General features: G+C 70.0%; 25 protein-coding genes and 1 pseudogene. 15 read left to right on the forward strand and 11 right to left on the reverse strand.

Translation table 11 applies throughout. The annotated features are described in order from the left end of the window. Positions 1-173 precede the first annotated feature (173 nt). The 5 genes and pseudogenes from AB0H76_RS21665 to AB0H76_RS21685 all read right to left on the reverse strand — a co-directional run bounded on the left by AB0H76_RS21665 (position 174) and on the right by AB0H76_RS21685 (position 4742). Positions 174-911, reverse strand: a complete 738-nt coding sequence (locus tag AB0H76_RS21665; protein WP_357326793.1) for a phosphoglyceromutase — start codon at positions 909-911, stop codon at positions 174-176. Positions 912-934: 23 nt separating this feature from the next. Then, positions 935-1828 carry an ROK family protein gene (locus AB0H76_RS21670; RefSeq protein WP_357326795.1) on the reverse strand — a complete coding sequence of 298 codons (894 nt, stop codon included), beginning with the start codon at positions 1826-1828 and terminating at the stop codon, positions 935-937. A 75-nt stretch (positions 1829-1903) separates the two neighbouring features. Further along, a complete protein-coding gene (locus tag AB0H76_RS21675; protein ID WP_357326797.1) occupies positions 1904-2401 on the reverse strand; it encodes a YbjN domain-containing protein in 498 nt (165 codons plus the stop codon). A gap of 171 nt (positions 2402-2572) precedes the next feature. After that, positions 2573-3802 (reverse strand): annotated as a pseudogene (mshA, locus tag AB0H76_RS21680) (D-inositol-3-phosphate glycosyltransferase); the annotation flags it as partial. Positions 3803-3923: 121 nt separating this feature from the next. Continuing rightward, complete coding sequence (locus tag AB0H76_RS21685; protein ID WP_357326799.1) at positions 3924-4742, reverse strand: alpha/beta hydrolase; 819 nt, start codon at positions 4740-4742, stop codon at positions 3924-3926. A gap of 163 nt (positions 4743-4905) precedes the next feature. Between AB0H76_RS21685 and lysA the strand changes: the two genes are divergently transcribed. Both lysA and AB0H76_RS21695 read left to right on the forward strand, forming a co-directional pair. After that, positions 4906-6246, forward strand: a complete 1341-nt coding sequence (gene lysA / locus AB0H76_RS21690) for a diaminopimelate decarboxylase (protein WP_357326800.1) — start codon at positions 4906-4908, stop codon at positions 6244-6246. Between the two features lie 69 nt (positions 6247-6315). Further along, positions 6316-7050, forward strand: coding sequence for an SDR family NAD(P)-dependent oxidoreductase (locus AB0H76_RS21695; RefSeq protein ID WP_357326802.1), 735 nt, complete (start codon positions 6316-6318; stop codon positions 7048-7050). 10 nt (positions 7051-7060) lie between these two features. Here the strand turns inward: AB0H76_RS21695 and AB0H76_RS21700 are convergent, their stop codons facing one another. Both AB0H76_RS21700 and AB0H76_RS21705 read right to left on the reverse strand, forming a co-directional pair. Then, complete coding sequence (locus AB0H76_RS21700) at positions 7061-8242, reverse strand: Ig-like domain-containing protein (RefSeq protein ID WP_357326804.1); 1182 nt, start codon at positions 8240-8242, stop codon at positions 7061-7063. A 114-nt stretch (positions 8243-8356) separates the two neighbouring features. Further along, the gene (locus AB0H76_RS21705) at positions 8357-9448 is read right to left on the reverse strand and encodes a UDP-N-acetylmuramate dehydrogenase (RefSeq protein ID WP_357329797.1); all 1092 of its coding nucleotides are present in this window, start codon (positions 9446-9448) and stop codon (positions 8357-8359) included. A 118-nt stretch (positions 9449-9566) separates the two neighbouring features. Between AB0H76_RS21705 and AB0H76_RS21710 the strand changes: the two genes are divergently transcribed. From AB0H76_RS21710 to AB0H76_RS21720, 3 genes are all read left to right on the forward strand, one after another. Beyond that, positions 9567-10058, forward strand: coding sequence for a DUF2505 domain-containing protein (locus AB0H76_RS21710; protein ID WP_357326806.1), 492 nt, complete (start codon positions 9567-9569; stop codon positions 10056-10058). 103 nt (positions 10059-10161) lie between these two features. Continuing rightward, positions 10162-10683: a DUF2505 domain-containing protein gene (locus tag AB0H76_RS21715; protein WP_357326808.1), complete on the forward strand. Its 522-nt coding sequence runs from the start codon at positions 10162-10164 to the stop codon at positions 10681-10683. Next, the gene (locus AB0H76_RS21720; protein ID WP_357326810.1) at positions 10653-11465 is read left to right on the forward strand and encodes a class I SAM-dependent methyltransferase; all 813 of its coding nucleotides are present in this window, start codon (positions 10653-10655) and stop codon (positions 11463-11465) included. The genes AB0H76_RS21715 and AB0H76_RS21720 overlap by 31 nt, the downstream gene beginning before the upstream one ends. On the opposite strand, the gene AB0H76_RS21725 is transcribed toward AB0H76_RS21720, so the two are convergent. Continuing rightward, entirely contained in the window at positions 11462-12958 is a 1497-nt protein-coding gene (locus AB0H76_RS21725; protein WP_357326812.1) for a hypothetical protein, read from the reverse strand. The two genes, AB0H76_RS21720 and AB0H76_RS21725, sit on opposite strands and share 4 nt — an antisense overlap. A 79-nt stretch (positions 12959-13037) precedes the next feature. After that, positions 13038-13646 (reverse strand): hypothetical protein, encoded by a 609-nt coding sequence (locus tag AB0H76_RS21730; protein WP_357326814.1) that lies wholly within the window; start codon positions 13644-13646, stop codon positions 13038-13040. Positions 13647-13784: 138 nt separating this feature from the next. Between AB0H76_RS21730 and AB0H76_RS21735 the strand changes: the two genes are divergently transcribed. Both AB0H76_RS21735 and AB0H76_RS21740 read left to right on the forward strand, forming a co-directional pair. Further along, entirely contained in the window at positions 13785-14510 is a 726-nt protein-coding gene (locus AB0H76_RS21735; RefSeq protein WP_357326816.1) for a DUF2993 domain-containing protein, read from the forward strand. Positions 14511-14556: 46 nt separating this feature from the next. Further along, positions 14557-15222, forward strand: a complete 666-nt coding sequence (locus AB0H76_RS21740; protein ID WP_357326818.1) for an XRE family transcriptional regulator — start codon at positions 14557-14559, stop codon at positions 15220-15222. Positions 15223-15253: 31 nt separating this feature from the next. Here AB0H76_RS21740 and AB0H76_RS21745 read toward each other — a convergent pair whose 3' ends face one another. Beyond that, positions 15254-16603: an ammonium transporter gene (locus AB0H76_RS21745; protein ID WP_357326820.1), complete on the reverse strand. Its 1350-nt coding sequence runs from the start codon at positions 16601-16603 to the stop codon at positions 15254-15256. A 240-nt stretch (positions 16604-16843) separates the two neighbouring features. On the opposite strand from AB0H76_RS21745, the gene AB0H76_RS21750 reads away from it, so the two are divergent. Genes AB0H76_RS21750 through AB0H76_RS21775 form a run of 6 tightly spaced genes read left to right on the forward strand, consistent with a single transcriptional unit; the run spans position 16844 to position 23582 of the window. Continuing rightward, on the forward strand, positions 16844-18034 hold the full coding sequence (locus tag AB0H76_RS21750) for an FAD-binding oxidoreductase (RefSeq protein WP_357326821.1): 1191 nt from the start codon (positions 16844-16846) through the stop codon (positions 18032-18034). 33 nt (positions 18035-18067) lie between these two features. Further along, a complete protein-coding gene (gene glnT, locus AB0H76_RS21755; protein WP_357326823.1) occupies positions 18068-19393 on the forward strand; it encodes a type III glutamate--ammonia ligase in 1326 nt (441 codons plus the stop codon). Positions 19394-19420: 27 nt separating this feature from the next. Further along, a complete protein-coding gene (locus tag AB0H76_RS21760) occupies positions 19421-20320 on the forward strand; it encodes a glutamine amidotransferase (RefSeq protein ID WP_357326825.1) in 900 nt (299 codons plus the stop codon). Then, positions 20317-21006, forward strand: coding sequence for a protein glxC (locus AB0H76_RS21765; protein WP_357329799.1), 690 nt, complete (start codon positions 20317-20319; stop codon positions 21004-21006). The genes AB0H76_RS21760 and AB0H76_RS21765 overlap by 4 nt, the downstream gene beginning before the upstream one ends. Before the next feature lie 9 nt (positions 21007-21015). After that, positions 21016-22332, forward strand: a complete 1317-nt coding sequence (locus AB0H76_RS21770) for an FMN-binding glutamate synthase family protein (protein WP_357326827.1) — start codon at positions 21016-21018, stop codon at positions 22330-22332. A gap of 26 nt (positions 22333-22358) precedes the next feature. Beyond that, positions 22359-23582 carry an allantoate amidohydrolase gene (locus AB0H76_RS21775; RefSeq protein ID WP_357326829.1) on the forward strand — a complete coding sequence of 408 codons (1224 nt, stop codon included), beginning with the start codon at positions 22359-22361 and terminating at the stop codon, positions 23580-23582. Here the strand turns inward: AB0H76_RS21775 and deoC are convergent. Next, positions 23579-24247 (reverse strand): deoxyribose-phosphate aldolase, encoded by a 669-nt coding sequence (deoC, locus tag AB0H76_RS21780; RefSeq protein ID WP_357326831.1) that lies wholly within the window; start codon positions 24245-24247, stop codon positions 23579-23581. The genes AB0H76_RS21775 and deoC overlap by 4 nt on opposite strands. Positions 24248-24392: 145 nt before the next feature. Here deoC and AB0H76_RS21785 point away from each other — a divergent pair, with 145 nt between their 5' ends. Together AB0H76_RS21785 and purU are read left to right on the forward strand one after the other, a co-directional pair. Beyond that, positions 24393-24968, forward strand: coding sequence for an N-acetyltransferase (locus AB0H76_RS21785; RefSeq protein ID WP_357326833.1), 576 nt, complete (start codon positions 24393-24395; stop codon positions 24966-24968). Between the two features lie 56 nt (positions 24969-25024). Then, positions 25025-25912, forward strand: coding sequence for a formyltetrahydrofolate deformylase (gene purU / locus AB0H76_RS21790; RefSeq protein ID WP_357326836.1), 888 nt, complete (start codon positions 25025-25027; stop codon positions 25910-25912). The last annotated feature ends 2 nt before the right edge of the window (positions 25913-25914 follow it).

The raw sequence follows: 25914 nt of genomic DNA on the forward strand, positions 1-25914 counted from the left end.
GCGTATAGCCGTCAATCCCCCACTTCGACTGTCAGAATCTAGGCTTACCGTAAGCGGCGCGCCAAGCCAAGAGTTAATCGCGCTGGTCCCACATTCTGGCGAGAATTCTCACCCGGAAACGGGCGAAGCGCCGCAGTCGGATCGACTGCGGCGCTTCGGGTCGGGACTGCGGGTTACTTGCCGCCCTGGTTGGCCACGGCGGCGGCGCCGGCGGCGGCCGCCTCCGGGTCCAGGTAGACGGCCGGGCGGACCGGGCGCAGGTTCTCGTCGAGCTCGTAGACCAGCGGGATGCCGGTGGGGATGTTGAGGCCGGCGATGTCGTCGTCGGAGATGCCGTCGAGGTGCTTGACCAGGGCGCGCAGCGAGTTGCCGTGCGCGGCGACCAGAACGGTCTTGCCGGTCAGCAGTTCCTTGGAGATGGTGGACTCCCAGTACGGCACCATCCGCTTGACCACGTCGAGCAGGCATTCGGTCTCCGGGACCTCGATGCCGTCGTAGCGCGGGTCGCCGGCCTGGCTGTACTCGTTGTCCGCGCCGATGGCCGGCGGCGGGGTGTCGTAGCTGCGGCGCCACAGCATGAACTGCTCGTCGCCGTACTGCTCCTTGACCTGGGCCTTGTTCTTGCCTTGCAGATCGCCGTAGTGGCGCTCGTTCAGCCGCCAGTCCCGGACCACCGGAATCCAGTGCCGGTCGGCGGCGTCGAGCGCGTTGTTCGCGGTGCTGATCGCGCGGCGCAGCAGCGAGGTGTAGACCAGGTCCGGCAGCACACCCTGCTCGGCCATCAGCTGACCGGCGCGCTTGCCCTCGGCGATGCCCTTGTCGGTCAGGTGCACGTCCACCCAGCCGGTGAACAGGTTCAGGGCGTTCCATTCGCTCTCGCCGTGGCGCAGCAGCACGAGGGTGTACGTCATGGCCTCATTCTGGCAGGCCGAATTCAGTCGGGCGTGGAGAGGGCGGTGAGCAGTCCGGCGCCGATCAGGGTGGCGCGGTCCTGCAGTTCCGAGGGGACGACCTTCAGGTCCTTGAGGAAACCGATCCGGGCGTGCGCGCCGAGCGCTTCCTGCAGCGGCCGCCACAGCGGCTCCCCCGCCTGCGCGAAACCGCCGCCGACCACCACCAGGTCGACGTCGAGCAACGCCGCCGCGGAGGAAATCGCCTGTCCCAGTGCGATACCCGCGCGGCGCAGCGCGGCCTTGGCGATCCGGTCGCCGTGCAGCGCGTCCTCGGCGAGCTCGATGCCGGTGGTCCCGGTCCAGCCGCGGCCCTGGGCCCAGCGCACCGAAGACGGCCCGCTCGCAACGGCTTCCACGCAACCGACGCCGCCGCACGCGCACGGATCCATCGACCCGGGCACCACGATGTGACCGATATGACCCGCGTTGCCGGTGTGCCCGACCGCCACCATGCCGCCCACGATGATGCCGCCGCCGATCCCCGAGGACACCGTCATGGCGAGCGCGTCCGGCGTCTGGCGGGCCGCGCCGAAATGCCGTTCGGCCAGCGCCAGGCACACCCCGTCGATCGCGAAACGCACCGAGGCCTCGGGAAACAACTCCTTCACCGCGGCCACGATCGGGAAGCCCTCGGACCATTCCGGAATGTTGAGCGGGGAGAGCGAACCGGACGGCGCGTCCACCGGGCCGGCCGCGCCGATGCCGATGATCGGCACGTCGTCATCGCCGGCGACGGACAGCAGTAACTCCTGGCACGCCTCCCACACCCCGGTCGGCGGCACCTGGATCCGGCCGACCTCCTTGGTCATACCGTCGGCACCGACCACGCCGACAGCGATCTTCGTCGCCCCGACATCCAGCGCGAGAATGGTCATCAGGCCCCCACTTCCGACAGCAGCATCGAGACCGCCGCGTTCGCGGCGGCCCGATGGATCATATGGGGCGCGGGCCTACTTGTCGGAGGCGTCCACCAGATGTTCGAAGGCGCGCAGGTTCTTCAGGGATTCACCGCGCGAAACGCGCCACTTCCATTCCTTGCGAATGGATTCCGCGAAGCCCAGCTCCAGCAGCGTGTTGAAGTCGGCGTCGACGGCCTCGAGCACCTGACCGAAAACCCGGTCCAGTTCGTCCTCGGTCACCGCGTGCGTGGCCATCCGGCCGACCAGGTAGATGTCGCCGACCCGGTCCAGGGTGTAGGCCATGCCGTAGAGGCGCCGGTTGCGCCGCAGCAGGAATTTGTAGACGCCCTCGAAGTTCTCGTCCGGCTTGCGGCAGACGAACGATTCCAGGCGCACGCCGTGCTTGCCGACCGTGAGCATCAGGCTGGTCTTGAGCTTGCGCTCCCCCGGCAGGATGACAACGAAGACGTCCTCGCCGGTGCGGCTGTATTCGATTTCCCGATCGCGCAGCGTCTGGTCGATCAGCTGCGCGGTGGCTTGCACCGACATCGGCGTCGTACTCCTGTCGTCGTGGTCGGGTTCAGGCTAGTGCGTGTACCGGATACCCGATTCGAGCGCGCGATCACCCGGAACGCCGTAGAGCCCGTTGAGCAGCACGTCATGGCCCTCGCGATGGGCCAGCGCGGCGTGGAAATCGCCGAGCGCGGCGGAGTAGCTGGCCAGCAGGCCGTCGGCGGTGTGCTCCCAGGAGAAGTTCCCCGCGTGCGTGACCGCGCGGGCGCCCATCCGGCGCAGCCGATCCGGGTCGTCGAGCAGCGTGCCGAGCGCGGCCGCCCAGTCCGGGATGTGATGACTCGGCACCAGCAGGCCGGTCTCGCCGTGGCGCACGGCGGTGCTCAGGCCGCCCACGTCGGCCGCGAGCACCGGGGTGCCGCTGGCCTGCGCTTCGATCGCGACCAGGCCGAAGGATTCGTTGTAGCTGGGCACCGCGACCAGGTCGGCGGCCCGGTAGACCTCGACCAGCCGGTCCGGCGGCTGCGGCGGCAGGAAGGTGACGTGCTCGCTGATGCCGAGGTCGGCGGCCAGGCGGATCAGCGAGTCGGGGCGTTCCAGGCCGGTGCCGGAGGGGCCGCCGACGATCAGCACGCGCAGGTTGCGCTGGGGCTCCGCGGCGAGCACCGCGGCGGCGGCGCGGATCAGCACGTCGGGCGCCTTGAGCGGCTGGATCCGCCCGATGAACGCGACGACCTGCTCGTCGGGGCGCAGGCCGAGGGCGGCCCGGGCGCTGCGCTTGTCGCCGGGACGGTATCGGGCCAGGTCGGCGCCGGGCGGCACGATGTCGATGGCCTGGGCGTCGGCGCCGTAGAGCTCGACCAGCTGCCGGGCCTCTTCGGCGGTGTTAGCGACCAGCCGATCGGCCTCGGAGACGATCTGCTTCTCGCCGATCTCGCGGCTCACGGGTTCGGGGCAGTCGCCCTCGGCGAGCGCGAGGTTCTTGACGGCGGCCAGGGTGTGCGCGGTGTGGACCAGCGGCACTCGCCAGCGGTCCCGCGCCAGCCAGCCGACCTGGCCGGACAGCCAGTAGTGCGAGTGCACGAGGTCGTAGTAGCCGGGCAGGTGCCGGGCTTCCTGGCGCAGCACCTCGGCGGTGAACGGGCACAGCTGGGTGGGCAGCTCGTGCTTGTCCAGGCCCTCGAAGGGGCCCGCCACCACATTGCGCACCAGGACGCCGGGCGCGGCCTCCTGCACGGGCGGCATGTTCGAGGAGGTCGCGCGGGTGAAGATCTCGACTTCGATCCCGCGGCGGGCCAGTTGCAGAGCGGTCTGCAGAACGTAGACGTTCATCCCGCCCGCGTCACCGGTGCCCGGTTGGGCAAGTGGTGAGGTGTGCACCGATAGCACGGCGATCCGATTCGGCCGTAGGTCCGGGCGTTGACTCACATAATCCATAGTGCACGGTGGAATACCCGCTGACGCACCCCGGAGCTGGGCAAGTGACTGCGATCACAGCGTTTTTGTGAGCACAGTCACCCCGCTCAGGATGCCGAATTCGAATGTATGTGCTAATCGCCTAGAGGGCGTCGACGAACGCGCTGATCTCGGCGAGGAACCGCGGCCGGTCCTCCAGGAAGAGACCGTGCTGCGCGTCCTCCCAGAACGAGGTGCGCGCCCGCGGCGCGTGCTCGGCGATATAGCGGCCGTTGGCGATCGGCACCACCGGATCGGCGGTGCCGTGCTGCACGAGCACCGGAATATCCAGGGCGCGAAGGGTTTCGGTGTTGTCGACGGTGCGCACGAACAGCGCCTTGCGCACCGCGGGCGGGGTGGCCAGGCTGCCGCCGAACAGGCGCTGGGCGTCCACGCCCTTGTCCGCGCCGGGACCGGTGTTGGCGTTGCCGAAGGCGGCGAACGCGCGGGTGGCGCGGCCGGCGCTCTCCTCGAAGACGCCGGGAATCGCGGCGTTCATGGCGGTGCCGGTCTCCGCGCCGGGCGCGCGGCCGATATTGGCCATCGAGCCCGTGTAGATCACCCCGGCGACCGCGCCCGCGCCGTAGGCGGTGAGGTAGTCGCTGATCACGATGCCGCCGTAGGACCAGCCCAGCAGCACCGCGTCCCGCTCGATGCCCTCGGCGGCCAGGACGGCGGCGATATCGGCGGCCCAGTTCTTCGGGTCGTCGTAGCCGGCGGCCGGGACGTCGGAGTAGCCGTGGCCGCGCAGGTCGACGGCGATCACGCGATAGCGCTCGGCCAGCTCGTCGGCGGCCGCGCCCCAGCACCGCAGGTTCGCCGACCAGCCGTGCACGAGCACCAGGGGGCGCGCGCCCGCGGGGCCGGTGACCCGGTAGACGAGGGTGGTTCCGTCGGCGCTGACCGCTTCCCTTATAGCCATGGCGTTCAGGCTAGAGCGGGCTCCCGCGGGGGCAAACACGGCGTCAAGATCGCGTCTTCGAGCGTCAGGGCGGCGTCAGGGGCCGCGCCACCGGCACGCGGACCGGCGTACTCCTGACCTAGGCCCCGCATACGGAACGGCGGGGACGACATCGGGAGACACCGTGACCCTGCTCGACATGTTTCCTTCCCTGGGCTCGACCATGACGCCGCGCCTGGCGCCCACGGTGTGGCCGGCCGACACCCACTACGACGCCGAGGGCCGGATCACCGTCGCCGGCGTCGCCCTCGCCGACATCGCGGACCAGTACGGCACCGCCACCTACGTGTTGGCCGAGGATGAGGTGCGCGGGCGCTGCCGGACCTATCGCAAGCACTTCCCGGACGCGGAGATCATCTACGCCGGCAAGGCCCTGCTGACCCGCGCGGTCGCCGAATGGGTGACCGCCGAGGGGCTTTCGCTCGACGTCTGCTCGGCGGGCGAGCTGGCGATCGCGCTGGCCGCCGGTGTCGACCCGGAGCGCATCGTGCTGCACGGCAACGGCAAACCGTTCCACGAGTTGCGGGCCGCGATCCGGGCCGGAGTCGGCCGGATCGTCATCGACTCGCTGAACGAGATACCGCTGATCGCGGCGCTGGCCACCACCCCGCAGCGGGTGCTGCTACGTATCTCGCCGGATATCGACATCGACTCACATCCCGCGGTGCGCACCGGCGTCGCGGACCAGAAATTCGGGTTCCCGGTCGGGAGCGCGCTGGCCGCCGAGGCGGTGGAACGCGTACTGCGCCAGCCGAATCTGCGGCTGGTCGGCCTGCACTGCCACCTCGGTTCGCAGATCCACGATGTCTTCCCCTACAGCGAGGCGGTGCGGCGGCTGGTAGGGGCCATGGCCGCGGTGCGCGACGAGCACGGCCACACACTCACCGAGCTGGATCTCGGCGGCGGGCACGCGGTGGCCTACCGGTGTGGCGACCCCGAATTGGATCTGGCCGAACTCGCCGATGTGCTGGACGACTCGCTCGACGCCGCCTGTGCGCGGCACGGTTTCCCGCGCCCGTCGATCGCGCTGGAACCGGGTCGCGCCATCGTCGCGAAGGCGGGCCTGACGCTGTACCGGGTGCTGTCGGTCAAACGCATCGATCGCGGGCGGACCTTCGTCACCGTGGATGGCGGCATGAGCGACAACCCCCGCGTCGCGCTGTACGGCGCGCGCTACGACGCCGTGCTCGCCAGTCGGCACCCGATCGGGCCGGAGCAGACGGTCAGCATCGCGGGACGCTACTGCGAGGCGGGCGACATCCTGGCCGCCGACGTGCGGTTGCCCGCGGACCTGCACCCCGGCGAGGTGCTCGCGATGCCCGTCACCGGCGCCTATCACCACAGCCTGGCCTCGAGCTACAACGGCGTCGGCCGCCCGCCGATCGTCGCGGTCCGGGACGGCCGCTGCCGGGAGCTGCTGCGCCGCGAAACTCCAGCCGACCTGCTCAGCCGGGACCTGGGATAACACCGTGCGACGGTGATCCCGACGACATCGCGGGGCCCGGCAAACAGTTGGCACCTAGGATCGATGGCCATGAGCACTCGCAACGCGGTAGTCACCGGAGCTAGCTCGGGCATCGGCGAGGCCACCGCCCGCGAACTCGCCAAGCAGGGATATCACGTCTATGTCGGCGCCCGCCGGCTCGATCGGTTGCAGCGCGTGGCCGACGAGATCGGCGGTACCGCACTGGAACTCGATGTCACCTCCGAGGAGTCGGTGCGCGCCTTCTGCGCCGCGGTCCCGGAGGTCGCGGTGCTGGTGAACAACGCGGGCGGCGCGAAAGGCCTGGCCACGGTGGCCGAGGCCGATCTGGACGACTGGCGCTGGATGTGGGAGACCAACGTGCTCGGCACGCTGCGGGTCACCAAGGCCCTGCTGCCGAAGCTGATCGATTCCGGTGACGGCCTGATCGTCACCATCACCTCGGTGGCCGCGCTCTCGGTCTACGACAACGGTTCCGGCTACACCTCCGCCAAGCACGCGCAGGGGGTGCTGCATCGGACACTGCGCGGGGAACTCCTCGGAAAGCCGGTGCGGCTCACCGAGATCGCGCCCGGCGCGGTGGAAACCGAGTTCTCGCTGGTGCGCTTCGACGGTGACGAAGAGCGCGCCGCCAAGGTCTACGAGGGCATCGATCCGCTCGTCGCGGCCGACATCGCCGAGATCGTCGGATTCGTGGCCTCGCGGCCCGCGCACGTGAACCTCGATCAGATCATCGTCAAGCCGCGCGATCAGGCCGAAGCCGGCCGGTTCGCCCGCCGCGGCTGAGCGGCAGCGGTTATCGCGGCGCGGCCGGGGCGACCGGAGTAGCCGAGACCTGCGCGGGCTTGCCCTGCACCGCCGACATCGTCTTCCACTGGTCCCACGGAATGGTCCAGTCGTAGACGTCGCCGTCGGCCGCCGAGAGCGGGATCGAGGTGCCGGTGACCTCGACCGGGTCGCCGTAGAGCGCGGTCACGAAGTATTCCTGCGCGTTCGCGGTGGACAGGTTGATGCAGCCGTTGGTGACGTTCGAATTGCCCTGCGCACCCGCCGATTCCGGGTTGGCGTGGATGAATTCGCCGTTGTTGGAGATGCGGACGGCCCAGTGCTCGTCGATGTTGGTGTAGAACGGCGGGTTCGACATCTTCACCAGCTCGTGCTTCTCGCTCACCACGTGGGTGCCCGAGCGGGTCACGTTGCGCGGCTCGTTGCCCTCGCCGTAGCTGGCCGGGAAGTCCATCACGACCTGCCCGTCGCGCACCACCTGCATGCGGTGGCTGGGCGCGTTGGCCTTGACGATCTGGCTGCGGCCGATGGTGAAGTCGGAGGTGAGATCGGAGTCGCCGTAGAGCCCGTCCCCCATCTCGACGCCGTAGAGCTTGGCCGTCACGTTGACGGTGGTGCCGGGCTGCCAGTAGTTCTTCGGCCGCCAGTGCAGGCGGGAGCCGCCGTTGTCGTCCGGGAACCAGGCCCACGCGCCTTCGGTCTGCGGGTTGGTGGTGACGGTGATGGCCTTCTCCACCTCGGCCTTGTTCGAGATGTGGCCGCGGAACTGCAGGATGATCGGCGCGCCGATGCCGACCTCCTGGCCGTCGGCGATCTGGAAGGTGGCGCCCGCGGTGGCCTTCGGGGCCAGCGTGTGGAAGGTGCCCTCGATCGGGACCGGCTGGTTGTCGGTGCCGCGCGCGGTGCCGGTCCAGGTGTAGGCGGCGTCGTAGCCGAGCGCCTCGGTGATCTTGTAAGTGTGCTTGTCCGGGCTGAATTCGCCCTTGACCTGCTTACCGGCGGCATTGCTCAGCGCAACCTGATCGATGACGCCGTTGCTGACCTCGACCGAGATCGGAGCGGTGGGGTTCACGTCGTCCGCGTCGTTGCCGGGGGTGATCGTCACCTCCGCGACCGGGCCGTTGTCCTTGGCCTGGTCGGGCTGGTCGGTGCCGCAGCCGGCCACGAGGGCGACCACGGTTAGCAGAAGCATCGACAAGACGCCGACCGGTCTACGGATCACTGGACGGTTGTTCACCGCTTCGAATTTACGCGCGACCAACAGTTCGGTCGGCTATCGAACGGGTTCGATGCCCGTTATGCCTGGTTAGAGAGTCAAGCCGACGGTCACCGGTTCCGGCTCCAGACCGATACCGAAAACGTCCTCGACACCGGCGCGCACTGTGCGCGCCAAGTCCACCAGATCGGCCGCGGTCGCGGCCCCCCGGTTTGTCAGCGCGAGCGTGTGTTTAGTGGACAGCCGGGCCGGTGCGCCGACGCCCGGGAAACCCTTGCCGAAACCGGCCCGCTCGATCAGCCAGCCCGCGGAGAATTTCACGCCACCGGGCGCGGGATAGGTCGGGATCGTGACATCGCCCACATGGGCGGTGATGAGCGCGCGCACGGCGTCGACGCGCGCCTGCGGTACCACGGGATTGGTGAAGAACGACCCCGCGCTCCAGGTGTCGTGATCGGCCGGATCGAGCACCATGCCCTTGCCCGCGCGCAACCCCAGCACAGCCGCGCGCACCTCGGCGGCGGGACGGGTGCCGCCGTCGGTGACCCGCAGGGTGGTCGCCAGCTCCCCGTAGCGCAGCGGCGCGCTGGTGCCGGACGGATCCAGGGCGAATTCGACGGCGAGCACCACCGCGTCCGCGCTGTGCTTGAGCTTGCTGGTGCGATAGGCCAAACCGAGTTCCGCGGGCTCGGCCCAGCGGATCTCGCCGCTGGCGCGATCCAGCAACTGCACCCTGCGCAGTAGGTGCTCGATCTCCACGCCGTAGGCGCCGACGTTCTGCACCGGGGTCGCGCCCGCGGAACCCGGGATGCCGGAAAGACATTCGAGGCCGCCGAAACCGGCCTCGACCGACGCGGCGACGACAGCGTCCCAGTTCGCGCCCGCGTCGGCGAGCACGTGGTCGGTGCCGAACTCGACCCCGGAGTTCGCGATCTTCACGACCACACCGTCGAACCCGGCGTCGCTGATCAGCAGATTGGAGCCGCCAGCCACCAGCAGCACCGGAACGCCCTTGCCGTCCAGCGCGCGCACCGTGTCCACCAGCGCCTCGGTCGAAGCGCATTCGGCGACCGTGGCCGGACCGCCGACCCGCAGCGTGGTCAGGTCCGCGAGCCGCACCGATTCGCGCAATTCCGCGCCGGTTCCGGCCAGCAGATCACGCAGCTCGTCCGTGGATACCACCCGTGAAGTTCGCACGCCTGAGACGGTATCCGATTGGCGTTGTTCGCTACGCCCTCCGTGGTTACGCTGCGCTACCTCCTCCGGGCGCTGAGCTCACAACGCGGTAGCGTGTTCGTCCATGGCTACACCCTTGGCGTACACGGCTCGCTACACACACCCGGCCGCCGCCGTCCGCGCGGCGATCGCCGATGAGCAGTACTGGAAAGATCGCATCGCCGAGGTCGGCGGGGACAACGCGCGCCTGAACTCCTTCAGCGCCACCGGTGATCAGGTGCGCGTGGACATGGTGCAGGCCATCGCCGCCGATCTGCTGCCGCCCGCGATCACCGCGGTCCGCCCCGGCGATCTGATCATTCCGCGGGTGGAGAGCTGGACCGGCGAGTCGGCGACCTTCGAGGCCACCGTCGAGGGCGCGCCCGCCCAGGTGCGCGGCACCATCACGCTGGCCGACACGGCCACCGGCGCGACCGCGACCGTGGCGGGCGATATCGAGGTGAAGGTCCCGCTCTTCGGCGGCAAGATCGAGAAGGCGATCCAGGAGCACCTCACCGAGCTGCTGCGGTCCGAAGAGGAATTCACCAACACCTGGATCAGCTCGCACAAGGGCTGATCCGGAGCCGTCGTTGTGCGCCCGGCCCAACGGCGGCCGGGCCGGCTTGTGACATGCGCGCCGAGCGACAGCCTGGCAATCGATCCCGGTAACGTGTGCGGGCATGGCACGTCGATTGGACTACTCCGCTCGGTACCCGCTGCACACCACCAAAGAGCTCTACGAGGCGCTGTCGACTCGGGAGTACTGGGAGGCGCGGGTCGCGGAAATGCGGAAGTACACCCCCGGCAACGAGGTCGTCAGCCTCGACGTGAGCGATTCGGGCATCGAGGTCCTGCTGCACCACACGCTGCCGCGGGAGATGCTGCCCGAGATCGCCCAGGCCGTGATGCGCAAGGACATGATCATCACCCGCAAGGAGAGCTGGGGCCCGTTCGACGCCGAGGAAACCGTCGGCAAGTTCTCGGCGTCCATCCCGGCCGGGCCCGGCAGCCTCAGCGGCGCGATTCGCCTGTTCCCCACCGAAACCGGGTGCACCATGCGGTTCTCGCCCGAGGCGAAGGTGTTCATTCCGATGGTCGGTCCGCGGCTGGAGCAGTTGATGCTGGTGAACCTCATCGACCTGTTCCGCGCCGAAGCCGAAGAGACGGTGAAGTGGCTGGAAGCTCGCAACCCCACCAGCTGAACCGGCCGCTCGGCACCATCACCCGGGGCACCACCGGGGTCAATCGGCTGCGACGCAGTGATCGCTGGCTGGTTCACGACGAACTGGTCACCGCGCGGCTGCTGGCCGCCGCGGATCCGCTGGTGGTCGACCTCGGTTACGGCGCGAGCCCGTGGACGACGCTCGAACTCGCCGCCCGGCTGCGGACCGTCCGCCCGGCGGTGCGGGTGGTCGGTCTGGAGATCGATCCGGCCCGTGTCGTCCCCGGCCGCGACGGGGTCAGCTTCGCTCGCGGCGGCTTCGAATTGGCCGGTCTGCGACCGGTTCTGGTGCGCGCGTTCAACGTGCTGCGCCAATACCCGGAGTCCGCGGTGCCGGACGCCTGGGCGCGGATCCTGTCCGGCCTGGCCCCGGACGGCCTGCTCGTCGACGGCACCTGCGACGAACTCGGCCGCCGCTGCGCCTGGATCCTGCTGGACCACTCCGGCCCCCGGTCCCTCACCCTCGCCTGGGACCCGTTCACCGTCGACAAACCCTCCGACATCGCCGAGCGACTCCCGAAAGCCCTGATCCACCACAACATCCCCGGCGAACCCATCCACACCCTGCTCACCGCCGCCGACCGCGCCTGGGCCCGAGCCGCACCCCTGGCCCCCTTCGGCCCCCGCATCCGCTGGCGCCAGGCCGCGAAATACCTCCGCGAGGACGGCTTCCCGGTCCGCGAATACCGCCGCCGCATGCGCGACTGCGTCCTCTCGGTGCCCTGGTCGGCGGTAGCACCGAAAGCGGTTGCGACAGTTTAGGTGCGCTGGAACCTCGACCCGAGGCGGCCGGAGAGGGCGGCCATGGGGAGGATCGAGTGGGGTTCGAAGGGCTGGCGCCAGAGGCCGCTGTGGGCGGCGCCCTGGGCGAAGAGGCCTTCGGGGTTGGCGGTGTCGGTGGCGCTGGGGGCGCAGAGGTCGGCGACGAGTTTGGCGGCGAGCAGGGTGCGGGCGGTGTCGGGGGCGAAGATTTCGATGCCGAAGTGCTGAGCGCCGCGGTAGGCGGCGGCCAGGCGGGGCTGGGCGGTGAGGGCGCGGGTGTGGATCAGGGGGGCGACGGCGCAGGAGACGGTGCGGCCGGCGGCGTGGGCCAGGACGCCGCGCCAGCGCTGGATGCGGTGCGCCAGCACGTGGTTCGGGCCCTGGGCGGGCAGCATGGTGTCGGCGACGCTCCAGAGTTCACCCGCCTCGTCGGTCAGGTGGGTGGCGTAATTCGGTTGGTAGAGCGCGGATCTGGTGAGGACGCGCAGCAGGTCCTGGGCGAAGCGGCGCGCACCGCGCGCGTGCAGGCGCTGATGCGCGTCGGCGACAACGGATTCCGGCACGGCGTAGCAGTCGGTCGCGGACCCGAGCACGGCCAGCGCGGCGTCGGGGCGCTGGGCCAGCACGTCCTCGGCGAGAACATCGATGGCGGCGGCCAGGCGCACCCCGCCGGGCCCGAACCGGTTGGCGTAGCCGCCGAAGACCGGGCGCGGCCCGTCCGCGAGATGCGCACGCAGCCACACCATCAGCGCCGGGAACTGGGTGGTGATGTCGGCCCCGGGTCCGCCGTCGAACGGGCGCGGGCCGGGACTGATCGGATAGCGCAGCACCCCGGCTCCGGCCCGCGCCAGCTCCTCGAGCTCTTTCCAGCGCGCCGGCCCGGGCCGGGCGACGGCCAGCACGTCCGCACCCCAGTGCAGCAGCGGCCGCAGCGGCACCAGCTCCCCCGCCCCCGCGATGACGACGCGAAACCCGGGGAGCGGCAACCATTCCGGATGATCGATAACCCGTTCGACGGCGGCGGCGAAGCCGGGTTCGACGATCCCCCGCTGCCGCCACTCGGTGAGCTGCCTGCGCAGCGCCTCCTCGGCCAGGATCGCGCCGCGATAAGGAATCTCCAGGCGCGCGGGCGGTTTCGCGCTGCCGCCGATGTGGCCGGTGTCGAGCGTCGAGCGCTGCGGCACCGCGCCGGCATCGAAGCTGTCGAGCGGCGCCGCCACGTATTCGGTGACGAACCGCAACAGCCCGCGCGCCGAGGTCAATCCGTCGGCGGCGATACCGGCGGCGTGCGCGGGCGAACACGCGCCGAGCGCGGTCATGGCCCGGAAGCTGGTGCGGTAGCGACGATTCCACTCGCGGCAGGTCTCCACCGATTGCGCCAGGTCGGCGTCTTGACCGCGGACCGCGTCGGCGACCACCGCGGTGGCGAACATGTCACCGACTCGCTCGGGTGCGCCGGACGGGAAGACGAGATCCCACCTACCCTGGCCCATCGTCCCCATGATCAGCCACCCTGCCACGATCGAGCGTCCAGCGCAGGAGGATGGCGGCGGACGGGTTTTCCGTGCGATTTCACAAACGGGTCAGCGCGCGATGGATGCGGCCCGCCGCCCGCGGCGGTAGTCGCACGGCGGCGGAATGGATCTCGTCGCGGCCGCAGCGGCCGATGGCGACGGCGTCACCGATGACCTCGTCCAGCGCGGTCTGACCGATATCGGCCTCGGCCAGGTCCAGCACGGTGCGCACCGGCGTGGTCACCAGGAACGGCCCGGCGGATTCGACGTCGGCGCCGATGAGCGAGCGGCGCAGCACCACGAGCCGGGGTGTCACCGGCGGGCGGCCGGCGCCCACGGACAGGTGCAGGAAGCGCGGGCGCAGACTGCCGAGACCGTGCAGTTCGGCGGCGCTCTGATGGGAGACGGCGGCGGCGCCGTCGAACCAGGCGGCCCACATGGCGTACTCGTCGAGCGGCCCGTCCGGCCACTCGGCCAGTCGCAGCAGGCCGACCCCGGCGCGGACCACCGTGCCGTCGCCGAGCCCGGCGCGTACTCGCGTTTCACATCCGGTGCGCAGGACCTGCCGGGTCGTGAAGAAACCGGCGTGCCGGGCGGCCAACCGCCGTAATACACGCCACCCATGAGCCACGGATTCGGGTGCGCGGCCCGCCGCTTCGCCAGCCATGGCACCCAGGCTACGCTGGAATCTTGTGTCACATATCACAATCGACGGCGCGTTGACCGTCCTGACCGGCGGCGGACGCAGTCAACTCCTCAGCGCGTCCACAGAGCGGACTCAAAAACGTCGGGAAGAATCGGCCGCATGAACACAGCCCAGCCCTCCCCTCGGGTCAGCCGGCGCACCCTGACGATCGCGCTCGCCGTGGTCGTGGCGCTCTTGGTTTCCCTGCTGATCGGCGGCGAAGCCTACGCCCGCCACCGGATCGCCAACTGCGTCTCGGCGCAGTTCGAGCAGGAGATGGGCTCCAAGATCGATGTCGGCTTCGGTGTGAAACCGCTGCTGATCACCTATCTGGACGACAAGATCGGCAAGGTCACCGTCGACAGCGACGACACCAAGTTCGGCCCCGCCGTCGGCATGGTGGTGCACGCCGAGTTCCACGACCTCGAGATGGTCGACGGGGGCCGCGGCGGCGGCACCATCGGCAGCTCCTCGGCCGACGTCACCTGGAGCAACGCCGGCATCGAGGAGACCCTGGCCGGTCTCGTCACCGGTGTGAGCTCGTCGAAGTCCAGCGGCGTGCTGACCCTGAAGGTGCTCGGCGGCCTGGCCGAGCTCGAGGTCAAGCCGGTCGTGAAAAACGGTGTGGTGCAGGTGGAAACACAGTCCGCCGCGCTGCTCGGCATGGGCCTGCCGACCGACCTGGTGCAGGGCATCGTCGACGTGATCTCCAAGAGCCTGCAGAGCTACCCGTTCAACATGACGCCGACCGAGATCAGCGTGACCGACGACGGCATCGCCGTGCGGCTCTCCGGCGGCGCGACGGAACTGCCCGCGGCGCAGGGCGGTAGCGACATCCGCTGCTGACCCAGCGGCCGTCTACTGTCAGGAAACCCCCGGGTAAGATCGTGCGATGCCCGAGTTCACCCCGCGGATCCACCGCGACAGCGGCGATCCCGCACCGGTGCAGCGGGAGGTGATCGGCAACCCGCCCACCGCCGGTGATCTGGAGGCCGCCATCGCGCGCCAGGTGCGCGCGCTGCGGCGGGCCAGCGGGCTCTCGGTCGGCGACATGGCGACCAAGGTGGGCATCTCCAAGGCCATGCTCTCCAAGATCGAGAACGCGCAGACCTCGTGCAGTCTGTCCACGCTCGCCCGGCTGGCCGCGGGCCTGGATGTGCCGGTGACCTCGCTGTTCCGCGGCGCCGACACCGCCCGGGAGGCGGTCTACGTGCCGGCCGGGCACGGCGCGGTGATCGTCGGGCGCGGCACCCGGGTCGGCCATCACTACGAACTGCTGGGTTCGCTGCGGGGGCAGCACAAGCGGCTCGAACCGGTGCTGGTCACGCTGAGCAACGCCAGCGAGGTGTTTCCCCGTTTCCAGCACGCCGGCACCGAGCTGTTGTACATGCTCGAGGGCGTCATGGTCTACGGGCACGGGGACGCGGAATACACACTGCGGCCGGGAGATTCCCTGCTGCTCGACGGCGAGGGCCTGCACGGGCCGCACGAGCTGGTGCGGTTGCCGATCCGGTTCCTGGCGGTCACGGCGTACCCGGACAACCACGAAGAGCACTGAACCGGACCGGCTTCCGCGAGCCCGCCTGTTTCTACTGGGCGCCCGCCTTCGCCGCGCCCGCGGTGTAGGACTCGGCCGCGGCGACCGCCGACCCCGGGGTGGCGCCGGCGCTGACGGGGGCGAGATCCAGCGCGTAGGCCGCCTCCCCGTGCAGGGACACGTCGAGGCCGTCGCGCTCGGCGTCGGCCGGCACCCGCAGGCCCATGGTCAGGTCGATGACCTTGGCGATGATCAGGGTGACCACCAGCGTGTAGCCGAACACGGCCAGTACCGCGACGCTCTGCCGCCACAGCTGATCGACGCCGCCACCGTAGAACAGCCCCGCCACCCCGTTGGGCGCCGCGGGATCGGCGAGGAAGCCGATCAGCACGGTGCCCAGGATGCCGCCGACCAGGTGAATGCCCACCACGTCGAGCGAATCATCGATGCCGAAGCGGTATTTCAGCGACACCGCGAAGGAGCACACCACACCCGAGAGCCCGCCGACAATCAGCGCGCCGAGCGGGGAGACCGCGCCGCAGGCCGGCGTGATGCCGACCAGTGCCGCGACCAAGCCGGAACTGGCGCCCAGGGAGGTGGCCACGCCTTCGCGCAGCCGCTCCACCAGCAGCCAGCCGCAGATGCCCGCGCACGCGGCGGCGGCGGTGTTCAGGATGGCCACCGCGGCGCCGTTGCCGGCCGTGAGCGCGGAGCCGCCGTTGAAGCCGAACCAGCCGAAGAACAGCATGCCCGCGCCGAGGATGGTCAGCGGAAGGCTGTGCGGGCGCGGCACGTTCGGGAACGCGCCGCGCTTGCCGAGCACCAGCGCGAGCGCGAGCGCGGCGATACCGGCGTTGATGTGCACGGCGGTGCCGCCGGCGAAGTCGATGGCCTTCAGCTTGTTCGCGATCCAGCCGCCCAGCACCGAGCCGTCGGCAGTGTCGAAGGCGAACACCCAGTGCGCCACCGGGAAGTACACCAGCACCGCCCAGATTCCCGCGAACAGCAGCCAGGCGCCGAACTTCATCCGGTCGGCGACCGCGCCGCAGATCAGCGCCACCGTGATACACGCGAACAGCATCTGGAATCCGGAGAACACGGCGGGCGGCAGCGCCGGTTCGGCCGGTGCGGTGAGCAGTTTCCCGGAGCCGAAGTACTCCAGCGGATCGCCCAGTAGGCCGAGGCCACCGAGCGAATCGCCGAAGGACGCCGAGTATCCGACCAGGATCCACAGCACCCCGACCACGGCGGCCGCGCCGAGGGTCATCATGGCCATATTGAGCGTGCTCTTGATGCCGACCATGCCGCCGTAGAACATGGCCAGCCCGGGCACCATCAGGCTCACGGCGGCGAAGGCCGCCAACATCCACGCGGTATTCGCCGCGACGATCGCTTCTGTCATAGCTACCTCATCTGAAAGTCCGCCGCCGGGAACCTTTGTCTCTCATTGGTAGACGGCTGGGAGCCAGTAGACGACCGCGAACATTGCCGTCGGCGGACTTCGGGTGACGTTCCGGTTAAGCCGTTGTACCGCCGTCGGCGTGATCGAGCGCTGACCTTGCCGTAACGCCCGCGTCACAGACCGTCTGTTTCATGAGAAAGGACAGTGGATCACCACAGGAAACACGCAGCGAGGACGTCCGTGACCGAAACCCATAACTACGTGATCGTCGGCGGCGGCCTGGAGGGCCTGGCCATCGCCTGGTCGCTGGCCGACCGCGGGGAAACCGGCATCCTCGTCCTGGAGCGCGGCACGCTGTGCTCGGGCATGACCGGCAAGTCCAGCGGTGTGGTGCGCTGCCATTACGGCACGCCATCCCTGGCCGCGATGGCGTGGTACGGGGTCGACGTATTCACCAGGGCCGCCGAGCTGTTCGGCGACGACATGGGTTTCCAGCAGTGCGGCTATGTCGTCGGCGTCGGCACCGGCAATGTCGAACCGCTGCGGGCCAATGTCGCGATGATGCGCGGCCTGGGCATCGACGTCGAGCTCATCGACCACGCCGCCATGGCCGAATTGTGGCCGGGGCTGCGGCTCGACGATTTCGCCGAGTTCGCCTACGAGCCACTGGGCGGGCGGGGTGAGGCCTACTTGGCGGGAATGGCTTTCGCGACCGCCGCGCGCAGACTCGGCGTCCGGATTCGGCAGAGCACGCCGGTGCGCGCGCTCCGGACGAGCGCGACCGGGGCGGTGCACGGCGTGCTACTCGCCGACGGCAGCGAGATCCACTGCGGCACCGTCATACTCGCGACCGGGCCGTGGACGCCCGTACTGGCCGGAACCGCCGGTGTCGAGCTGGATATCAAGGCGCAGCGGGCGCAACTGGTGCTGGTCGATCAGGGAGCGCCGACACCCACCGTGCCGGTCCTTTCCGATCTGGCCGGACTGTCCTACCTGTGCCGGGAGCCCAACGGCGAACTACTGGTGGGCAATTCCGATCACCAGGCGCCGGAGTACCTAGACTCCGACGACTATGTGAACCGCGCCGACGAGTCCACGATCGACACCATCATCGGCAAGCTCGGCCACCGGCTGCCGGACATGCCCGATCCGCGGATCACCGGCTCCTACGTCGGCGCCTACGACGTCACCCCCGACTACAACCCGATCATCGGACCCGCCCCGGTGGCCGGGCTGTTCCTGGCCGCCGGATTCTCCGGGCACGGGTTCAAGATCTCCCCCGCCGTCGGGCGGCTGGTCGCCGACCTGGTCACCGACGGGAATACCGAGCTGCCGAATGTGCGGCCCGCGGACTTCCGCTACTCCCGCTTCGCCGACGGCGAGCCCCTGCTCAGTCCGCACCCCTATCAGGGTGCGGGCGAAATGCGCTGACACCGAATCTTCTTCTCGTCCTTGGAGCCTGGAATGACTGCCGAAACCGCCACCACCGCACCCACACTCACCGAACTCGCGCACGCCAGCGACACCCGCTACATCCTGGCGCTGTTCGTCACCTTGGCGGGTAAACCCTGCGCCAAACTGGTGCCCGTCGAGGCGGTCGACCAATTGGCCACCGAGGGAGCGGGTTTCGCCGGCTACGCGGCGGGCAGCATGGGACAGCAACCGCGGGACCCGGATCTGGTGGCGATACCGGACCCGGCCTCGTTCACCCCGCTGCCGTTCGTACGGCCCGGACTCGCACTGGTGCACTGCGATCCGCATGTCGAGGGCGTGCCGTGGCCGTTCGCGCCACGCGTCATCCTGGCCGGCATGCTGCGCCGAGCCGCCGCGCGCTCGCTGACCGTCAAGGTCGGCGCGGAGATCGAATACTTCCTGGTCAACCGGGATGCAAGCGGAGTGCTTCGCACCGCCGACACCGCCGACACCAGTAGCCAGCCCTGCTATGACGCCCGCGACGTCACCCGGATGTACGACCACCTGACCGAGATCTCGGCGGCCATGAACGCGCTGGGCTGGGGCAACTACGCCAGCGACCACGAGGACGCCAACGGGCAGTTCGAGCAGAACTTCGCCTACGCCGAGGCGATGACCACCGCGGACCGCGTGATCACCGCCCGCTACCTGCTCTCGGTGGTCGCCGAAAAACGGGGCATGCGCGCCACTTTCATGCCGAAGCCGTTCGCCGACCGCACCGGGTCGGGCATGCACCTGCACCTTTCGCTCTGGGACGGCGGCGACCCGCTGTTCCCCGACGCGGCCGACGGACGCGGCCTCGGGCTGTCCCGCACCGCGTACTCGTTCATCGCGGGCATCCTCGAACACGCCCCCGCCCTGCAAGGCGTGCTGGCGCCGACCGTGAACTCCTACAAGCGACTCGGGGCCACCTCCACCAGTAGCGGGGCCACCTGGTCACCGCGCTACCCCACCTACGGCGGCAACGATCGCACCCAGTACCTGCGCGTCCCCGACCAGCACCGGGTGGAACTGCGCGGCGGCGACGGATCGGCCAATCCGTACCTGGCCATGGCCGCCACCGTCGCCGCGGGCCTCGACGGCATCGAACGCGAGCTCGATCCGGGCGCGCCCGGCAGCGGGCGCGGCGACATGCTGCCGATGACCCTGGTGCACGCGATGGACGCGCTGGAGAACGACCCGGTGCTGGCCGGGGCCCTGGACAGCGCGGGACCCGGTGTCGCCGAGTACTTCACGCGGCTCAAGCGCGAAGAGTTCTTCGCCTGGCACAACACGGTGTCCGAGTGGGAGATCGACCGCTACCTGACCGCGTTCTGAATCATCAGGACAGACAAGGAGTTTCACATGTGCGGAATAGTCGGGCTGCACCTGCGCGATCCCGCGCTGCACCCGCGACTCGGCGGCTTGCTGACCGGCATGCTCGACCAATTGTGTGATCGCGGACCGGATTCCGCCGGGTTCGCCGTCTACGGCGACCCGGTGTGGTCGCCGCCGGATGCGTCGACGGTGTCGCTGCTGGACGCCGGCCTCCCGGCGGCCGACCTCGCGGCACTGCTCGGCGACGAACTCGGGGTCGCCGCCGCGGGTATCGATCTGACGCCGACCACGCTGCTGCATGCCCCCAGTGACGCCGAGGTCATGGTCGACGCGCTGCGGCGCATCGTGCCCGCCGCCAAGATCATCGGCTTCGGCGCCGATGTGGCCGTGGTCAAAGGCGTGGGCAACCCGACCGAACTCGCCCATCGCTTCGGCCTGCCGGCCGCCGCCGGCTGGCAGGGCGTGGCACACACTCGGATGGCGACCGAGTCGGCGGTCACCGCCGCCGGTTCACACCCATTCTCGGTGGGGCCCGATCAATGCCTGGTGCACAACGGCTCGTTCGCCAACCACGAGAGCATCAAGCGCGAATTGACGCGCGCCGGTGTGGTTTTCGACAGTGCCAACGACACCGAAGTGGGTGCGCGCTTCGTGGCGCAGCACCTCACACAGGGCGCCGACCTGGCGAAAGCACTGCGGCTGCTGGGCGAACGCTTCGACGGCTTCTACACCCTGCTCGTCGCGAACCGGGACTCCTTCGCGGTGGTGCGTGATCCGATCGCCTGCAAACCCGCCGTCATCGCCGAGACCCCGGACTGGGTAGCGATGGCCTCGGAGTACCGCGCGCTGGCCGGGCTGCCCGGCGTGCGATCCGCCCGCATATTCGAACCGGAACCGGAAGAGGTCTACGTATGGGATCGACAGTGACCGAGGTGGCGACCCGGCAGGCCGACGTCGCGCTCGAAGGCGTGCGGGCCGTCAATCAGCTATTGCACTCCCCCGGCGCGCCGGCCCGGCTGGCCCTGACCAATCCCCGCGGGGCACATGCCCTGGCCTGCGGGATCGACAGTCCGATCGAGGTCACCATCGACGGACACGTCGGCTATTACTGCGCGGGGATGAACCAGCGGGCCCGGGTCACCGTGCGCGGCAACGCGGGTGTCGGCGTCGCGGAGAACATGATGTCGGGGACGGTGCGCGTCACCGGCGACGCGTCGCAGTCGGCCGGCGCCACCGCGCACGGCGGGCTGCTGGTCATCGAGGGCAACGCGGCCGCGCGGTGCGGGATCTCGATGAAGGGCGTCGATATCGTCGTCGGCGGGGACATCGGGCATATGAGCGCGTTCATGGGGCAGGCCGGGCGGCTGGTGGTCTGCGGCGACGCCGGTGCGGCCCTCGGTGATTCGCTGTACGAGGCGCGAATCTATGTGCGCGGCAGCGTGGCATCGCTCGGCGCGGACTGCGTCGCCAAGGAAATGCGCGCCGAGCATCTGGCCGAACTCCGTGAGCTGCTCGACGCGGCCGGATTCGACGCCGACCCCGCCGAATTCACGCGCTACGGCTCGGCGCGCACCCTCTACAACTTCCATGTCGACAATGTCGGCGCCTACTAGGAGGCCCTGGTGAACTCCCCGAATCCCGCGCTCCGCGAATCGGCGACCTTCCCGCGCGGCGTCATCGCCGAGATCCAGCGGGCCGCGGCGACCGGCATCTACGACATCCGCGGCTGGGGCGCGAAACGCCCGCTGCCGCACTTCGACGATCTGCTGTTCCTCGGCGCCTCGGTGTCGCGCTATCCCCTGGAGGGCTATCGCGAACGCTGCGAGACCGACGTCGTACTCGGCGATCGGCACGCGAAGAACCCACTGCACCTGGACATCCCGATCACCATCGCGGGCATGAGCTTCGGCGCGCTGTCCGGGCCGGCCAAGGAGGCGCTCGGGCGCGGCGCCAGCGCGGTGGGCACCTCGACGACCACCGGCGACGGCGGCATGACTCCCGAGGAGCGCGGCCAGTCCAAACATCTCGTGTACCAGTATCTTCCGTCGCGCTACGGCATGAACCCCGATGACCTGCGCAAGGCCGACGCCATCGAGATCGTGCTCGGCCAAGGCGCCAAACCCGGCGGCGGCGGCATGCTGCTCGGGCAGAAGATCACCGAGCGGGTCGCCGGCATGCGCACGCTGCCCCTGGGCGTCGATCAGCGCTCGGCGTGCCGGCACCCCGACTGGACCGGCCCGGACGACCTGGCCATCAAGATCATCGAACTGCGCGAGATCACCGACTGGGCCACCCCGATCTACATCAAGGTCGGCGCGACCCGCACCTATTACGACGTGAAGCTCGCCGTGCAGGCCGGCGCCGACGTGGTGGTGGTCGACGGCATGCAGGGCGGCACCGCCGCGACCCAGGATGTCTTCATCGAACACGTCGGCATCCCGACACTCGCCGCGATACCGCAGGCCGTGCGGGCCCTGCAGGAACTGGGCGTGCATCGCAAGGTGCAGCTGATCGTCTCCGGCGGCATCCGCAGCGGCGCCGATGTCGCCAAGGCCATGGCGCTCGGCGCGGACGCGGTGGCGATCGGCACCGCGGCCCTGATCGCCCTGGGCGACAACAGCCCGCACTACGCCGAGCAGTACGCCGCGCTCGGTTCCGCCGCCGGGTTCTACGACGACTTCCAGGCGGGCCGCGACCCCGCGGGCATCACCACCCAGGACCCCGAGCTCGCCCGCAACCTCGATCCGGTGGCCGCCGGCCGCCGCCTGGCCAACTATCTGCGCGTCCTGACCATGGAAGCCCAGACCCTGGCCCGCGCCTGCGGCAAATCCCACCTGCGCAATCTGGAGCCGGAAGACCTGGTCGCGCTGACGGTGGAAGCGTCGGCCATGGCGCAGGTGCCGCTGGCCGGAACGAATTGGATTCCCGGGCAACTGTGAGCACGCACGAGCAAAAGGACCGGAGCATGACCTTCGACGCACTGTGGGATTCGATCCTGGACGTCGGCCGCGAGCCGTCCACCGGTGGCTATCGCCGATTCGCCTGGAGCGACGCGGATCTGACGCTGCGCGAATGGTTCGCCGGGTGTGCCGAGCAGCGCGGGATGGCGGTCGAGGAGGACCGCAACGGCAATCTGTGGGCGTGGTGGCTGCCCGCGGGATGGCAGGGTGATCCGGTAGACGCGTTCGTCACCGGATCGCATCTGGATTCGGTGCCCGACGGCGGCGCCTACGACGGACCACTGGGCATAGTGTCCGCCTTCGCCGCGATCGATCTGGTCCGCGCCCAGGGCGTCGAGCCGCGGCGGCCGGTGGCCGTCGTCGCGTTCGCCGACGAGGAAGGCGCTCGCTTCGGAGTGGCCTGTGTCGGTTCACAACTCAGCACCGGCGTGCTGAAACCCGAACGGGCACTGACACTGCGAGACGCCGACGGCATCAGCCTGGCCGAGGCGCTGACCCGGGCCGGTCGCGACCCGCGCCACCTGGGCGCCGATCCGACACTGGCCGAGCGGGTCGGCGTCTACGTCGAATTGCACGTCGAACAGGGGCGCGCCCTCGATCTCGTGGATCAGCCGCTCGCCGTCGCCGCCGCCATCTGGCCGCACGGGCGCTGGCTGTTCACCTTCACCGGCGAAGCCAATCACGCCGGCGCCACCCGCCTGGTCGATCGGCGCGACCCGATGCTCGCCTACGCCGCCACGGTGCACACCGCGCGCCAGGCCGCCGAATTACACGCGGCCGTCGCCACTTTCGGCAAACTCCGGGTCCTGCCCAACGGCGCCAACGCGATCCCGTCCGAGATCCTGGCCTGGCTCGACGCCCGCGCCGCGGATGAACCCACACTCACCCGGCTGGTCGAGCAGATCACCGCGGCAGCCCACCGGCACGCCGCGGATGACCGCGTCGAGCTGCGGGTCGACGCCGAATCCATCACGCCCATAGTGGAATTCCCCGCCGCCCCGCGTGACCGGATCAACCGCGCCCTCGGCCACCTCGGCGAGATCCCGGTGCTGCCCACCGCCGCGGGGCACGACGCCGGCATCCTGTCCGCGGTGGTTCCCACCGCGATGCTGTTCGTCCGCAATCCCACCGGCGTCTCGCACTCCCCCGCCGAATACGCCCGCCCGGAAGACTGCCGCACCGGCGCCGCGGCGCTCGCCGCCGTGCTGGCCGACTGGGTGCGCGATTAGGCGGGGAAACCCGCCAGCACCGCCCGGGATTTGGAGAGCCCGAGGCGGGTGGCGCCCGCGGCGATCAATTCGGCCGCGGCCTCGGCGGTGCGGATGCCGCCGCTGGCCTTGATCCCGAGCCGGCCGCCGACGGTGTCGGCCATCAGCCGCACCGCGTGCACGCTGGCGCCACCGGCGGGATGGAACCCGGTGGAGGTCTTCACGAAATCGGCGCCGGCCTGCTCGGCGGCCCGGCAGGCGCCCACGATCGCCGCGTCCGGTAGCGCGGCCGATTCCAGGATCACCTTCAGCACCGCGCGGTCGGCGGTGGCCTCGCGCACCGTGATGATGTCGGCCATCACCGCGTTGAAGTCACCGGCCAGCGCCGCGCCGACATCGATCACCATGTCCACCTCGGCCGCGCCCTGATCGACGGCGAGCCGGGCCTCCGCGCCCTTGATCAGCGAATGATGTTTGCCCGACGGGAAACCCGCGACCGTGGCGATCACGATCCCGGGCGCGCGCACCGGCAGCATCGACGGCGACACGCAGATCGCGTACACCCCGAGCTCCCGCGCCTCCGCCACCAGCGCGGCGACATCGTCGGCCGTCGCCTCCGGCGCGAGCAGGGTGTGATCGATCATGGCGGCCACGTCGGCCCGGGTCAGCGCTGAGGAATCGGCCATGAGGTCAGAGTTTTACATAGTCGCGAATTCCATTGCGGGCCAGCGGTGGCTTACCGCACACTCGTAGGGTCGGCGGAGCACGGGCAGCCGGGTGCCCACCGCCTGTCAATGCGGGTGCGGTTTATCCAACTGTTTCGGAGGACACGTGCTGATCCGTCGCGAGCGCGCCGACGATGTCATTCAGATTGCCGCAGTGCACCGCAGCGCATTCGGACCGCAATACGCCAACGGTGACACCGTGGCGTTCCAGGACGATCCGGAGGCCGGCGGCCGCGCGGGCAACGCGCGGGCCGAACCGCCGGAGGTGGAATTGGTCACCCGGCTGCGCACCGACTCCGGCTGGATACCGACGCTGTCCCTGGTCGTCGTCGAGCACGACACCATCATCGGACATGTCTGCCTCACCCGCGCCACCGTCGGGCCGTACCCGGTGCTGGCGCTCGGCCCGATCGGCGTCCGCGTCGAGCGGCAGGGCGCCGGCGCGGGCGCCGCCCTCATGCACGCCGCCCTCGGCGCCGCCGACGCCCTGGACGAACCGCTCGTCGGCCTGCTCGGAAGCCCCGAGTACTACCCGCAATTCGGGTTCGTTCCGGCCGCCCGGCTCGGCATCACGCCGGACGAGCCCGGCTGGACCGCACATTTCCAGGTGCGCGCGCTCACCGCCTACGAACCGCAGATCAGCGGCGAATTCCGGTACGCGGAACCGTTTTACAAGCTGTAGCCGTACCGGGCGGTCCCTGCTGATCTCCGGTCCGGCTCACCTGGGAGAATGGTGGGATGAGCTCCGCCGACCCCGCCGAGGACCGTCGCTACGTACTGACCCTGGGCTGCCCGGACCGACCGGGCATCATCGCCAGGATCACCTCGTTCATCGCCGAGTTCGGCGGCTCGATCGTGGAGGCCGGCTACCACTCCGACACCGACAGCGGCTGGTTCTTCACCCGCCAGGCCATCAAGGCCGCGACGGTGCCGTTCGACCTCGCCGAACTGCGCGACCGCTTCGCGGGCGTGGCCGCCGAGCTCGGCCCGGACACCGAGTGGGACCTGCTGGATTCGGGGGCGAAGCGCCGCATCGTCCTGCTGGTCAGCAAGGACGGTCACTGCCTGCACGACCTGCTGGGCCGGGCCACCAGCGGCGAGCTACCCGCGACCATCGAGGCCGTCATCGGCAATCACCCCGACCTGGCCGCCATCACCGAGGCGCACGGCATCGAGTTCCACCACGTCGACTTCCCCAAGGACCCCGCCGACCGCGGCCCCGCCTTCGAGACGGTCCGCAAGATCGTCGACGCGCACGACCCGCACGCCGTCGTCCTGGCCCGCTTCATGCAGGTCCTGCCCGCCGAACTGTGCGAGCACTGGGCCGGCCGGGCGATCAACATCCACCACAGCTTCCTGCCCTCCTTCGTCGGCGCCCGCCCGTACCACCAGGCCTTCGCGCGCGGCGTGAAGCTGATCGGCGCCACCTGCCACTACGTCACGGCGGAACTGGACGCGGGCCCGATCATCGAGCAGGACGTCTCCCGCATCGACCACGCCGACGACGTCCGCGACATGGTCCGCCAGGGCCGCGATATCGAGCGCGTGGTGCTCGCCCGCGGCCTGCGCTGGCACCTGGAGGGTCGGGTGCTCGTGCACGGCCGCCGCACCGTCGTCTTCAGCTGACG

This window comes from Nocardia sp. NPDC050712 (assembly GCF_040654295.1).
In the GTDB taxonomy this organism is placed as follows: domain Bacteria; phylum Actinomycetota; class Actinomycetes; order Mycobacteriales; family Mycobacteriaceae; genus Nocardia.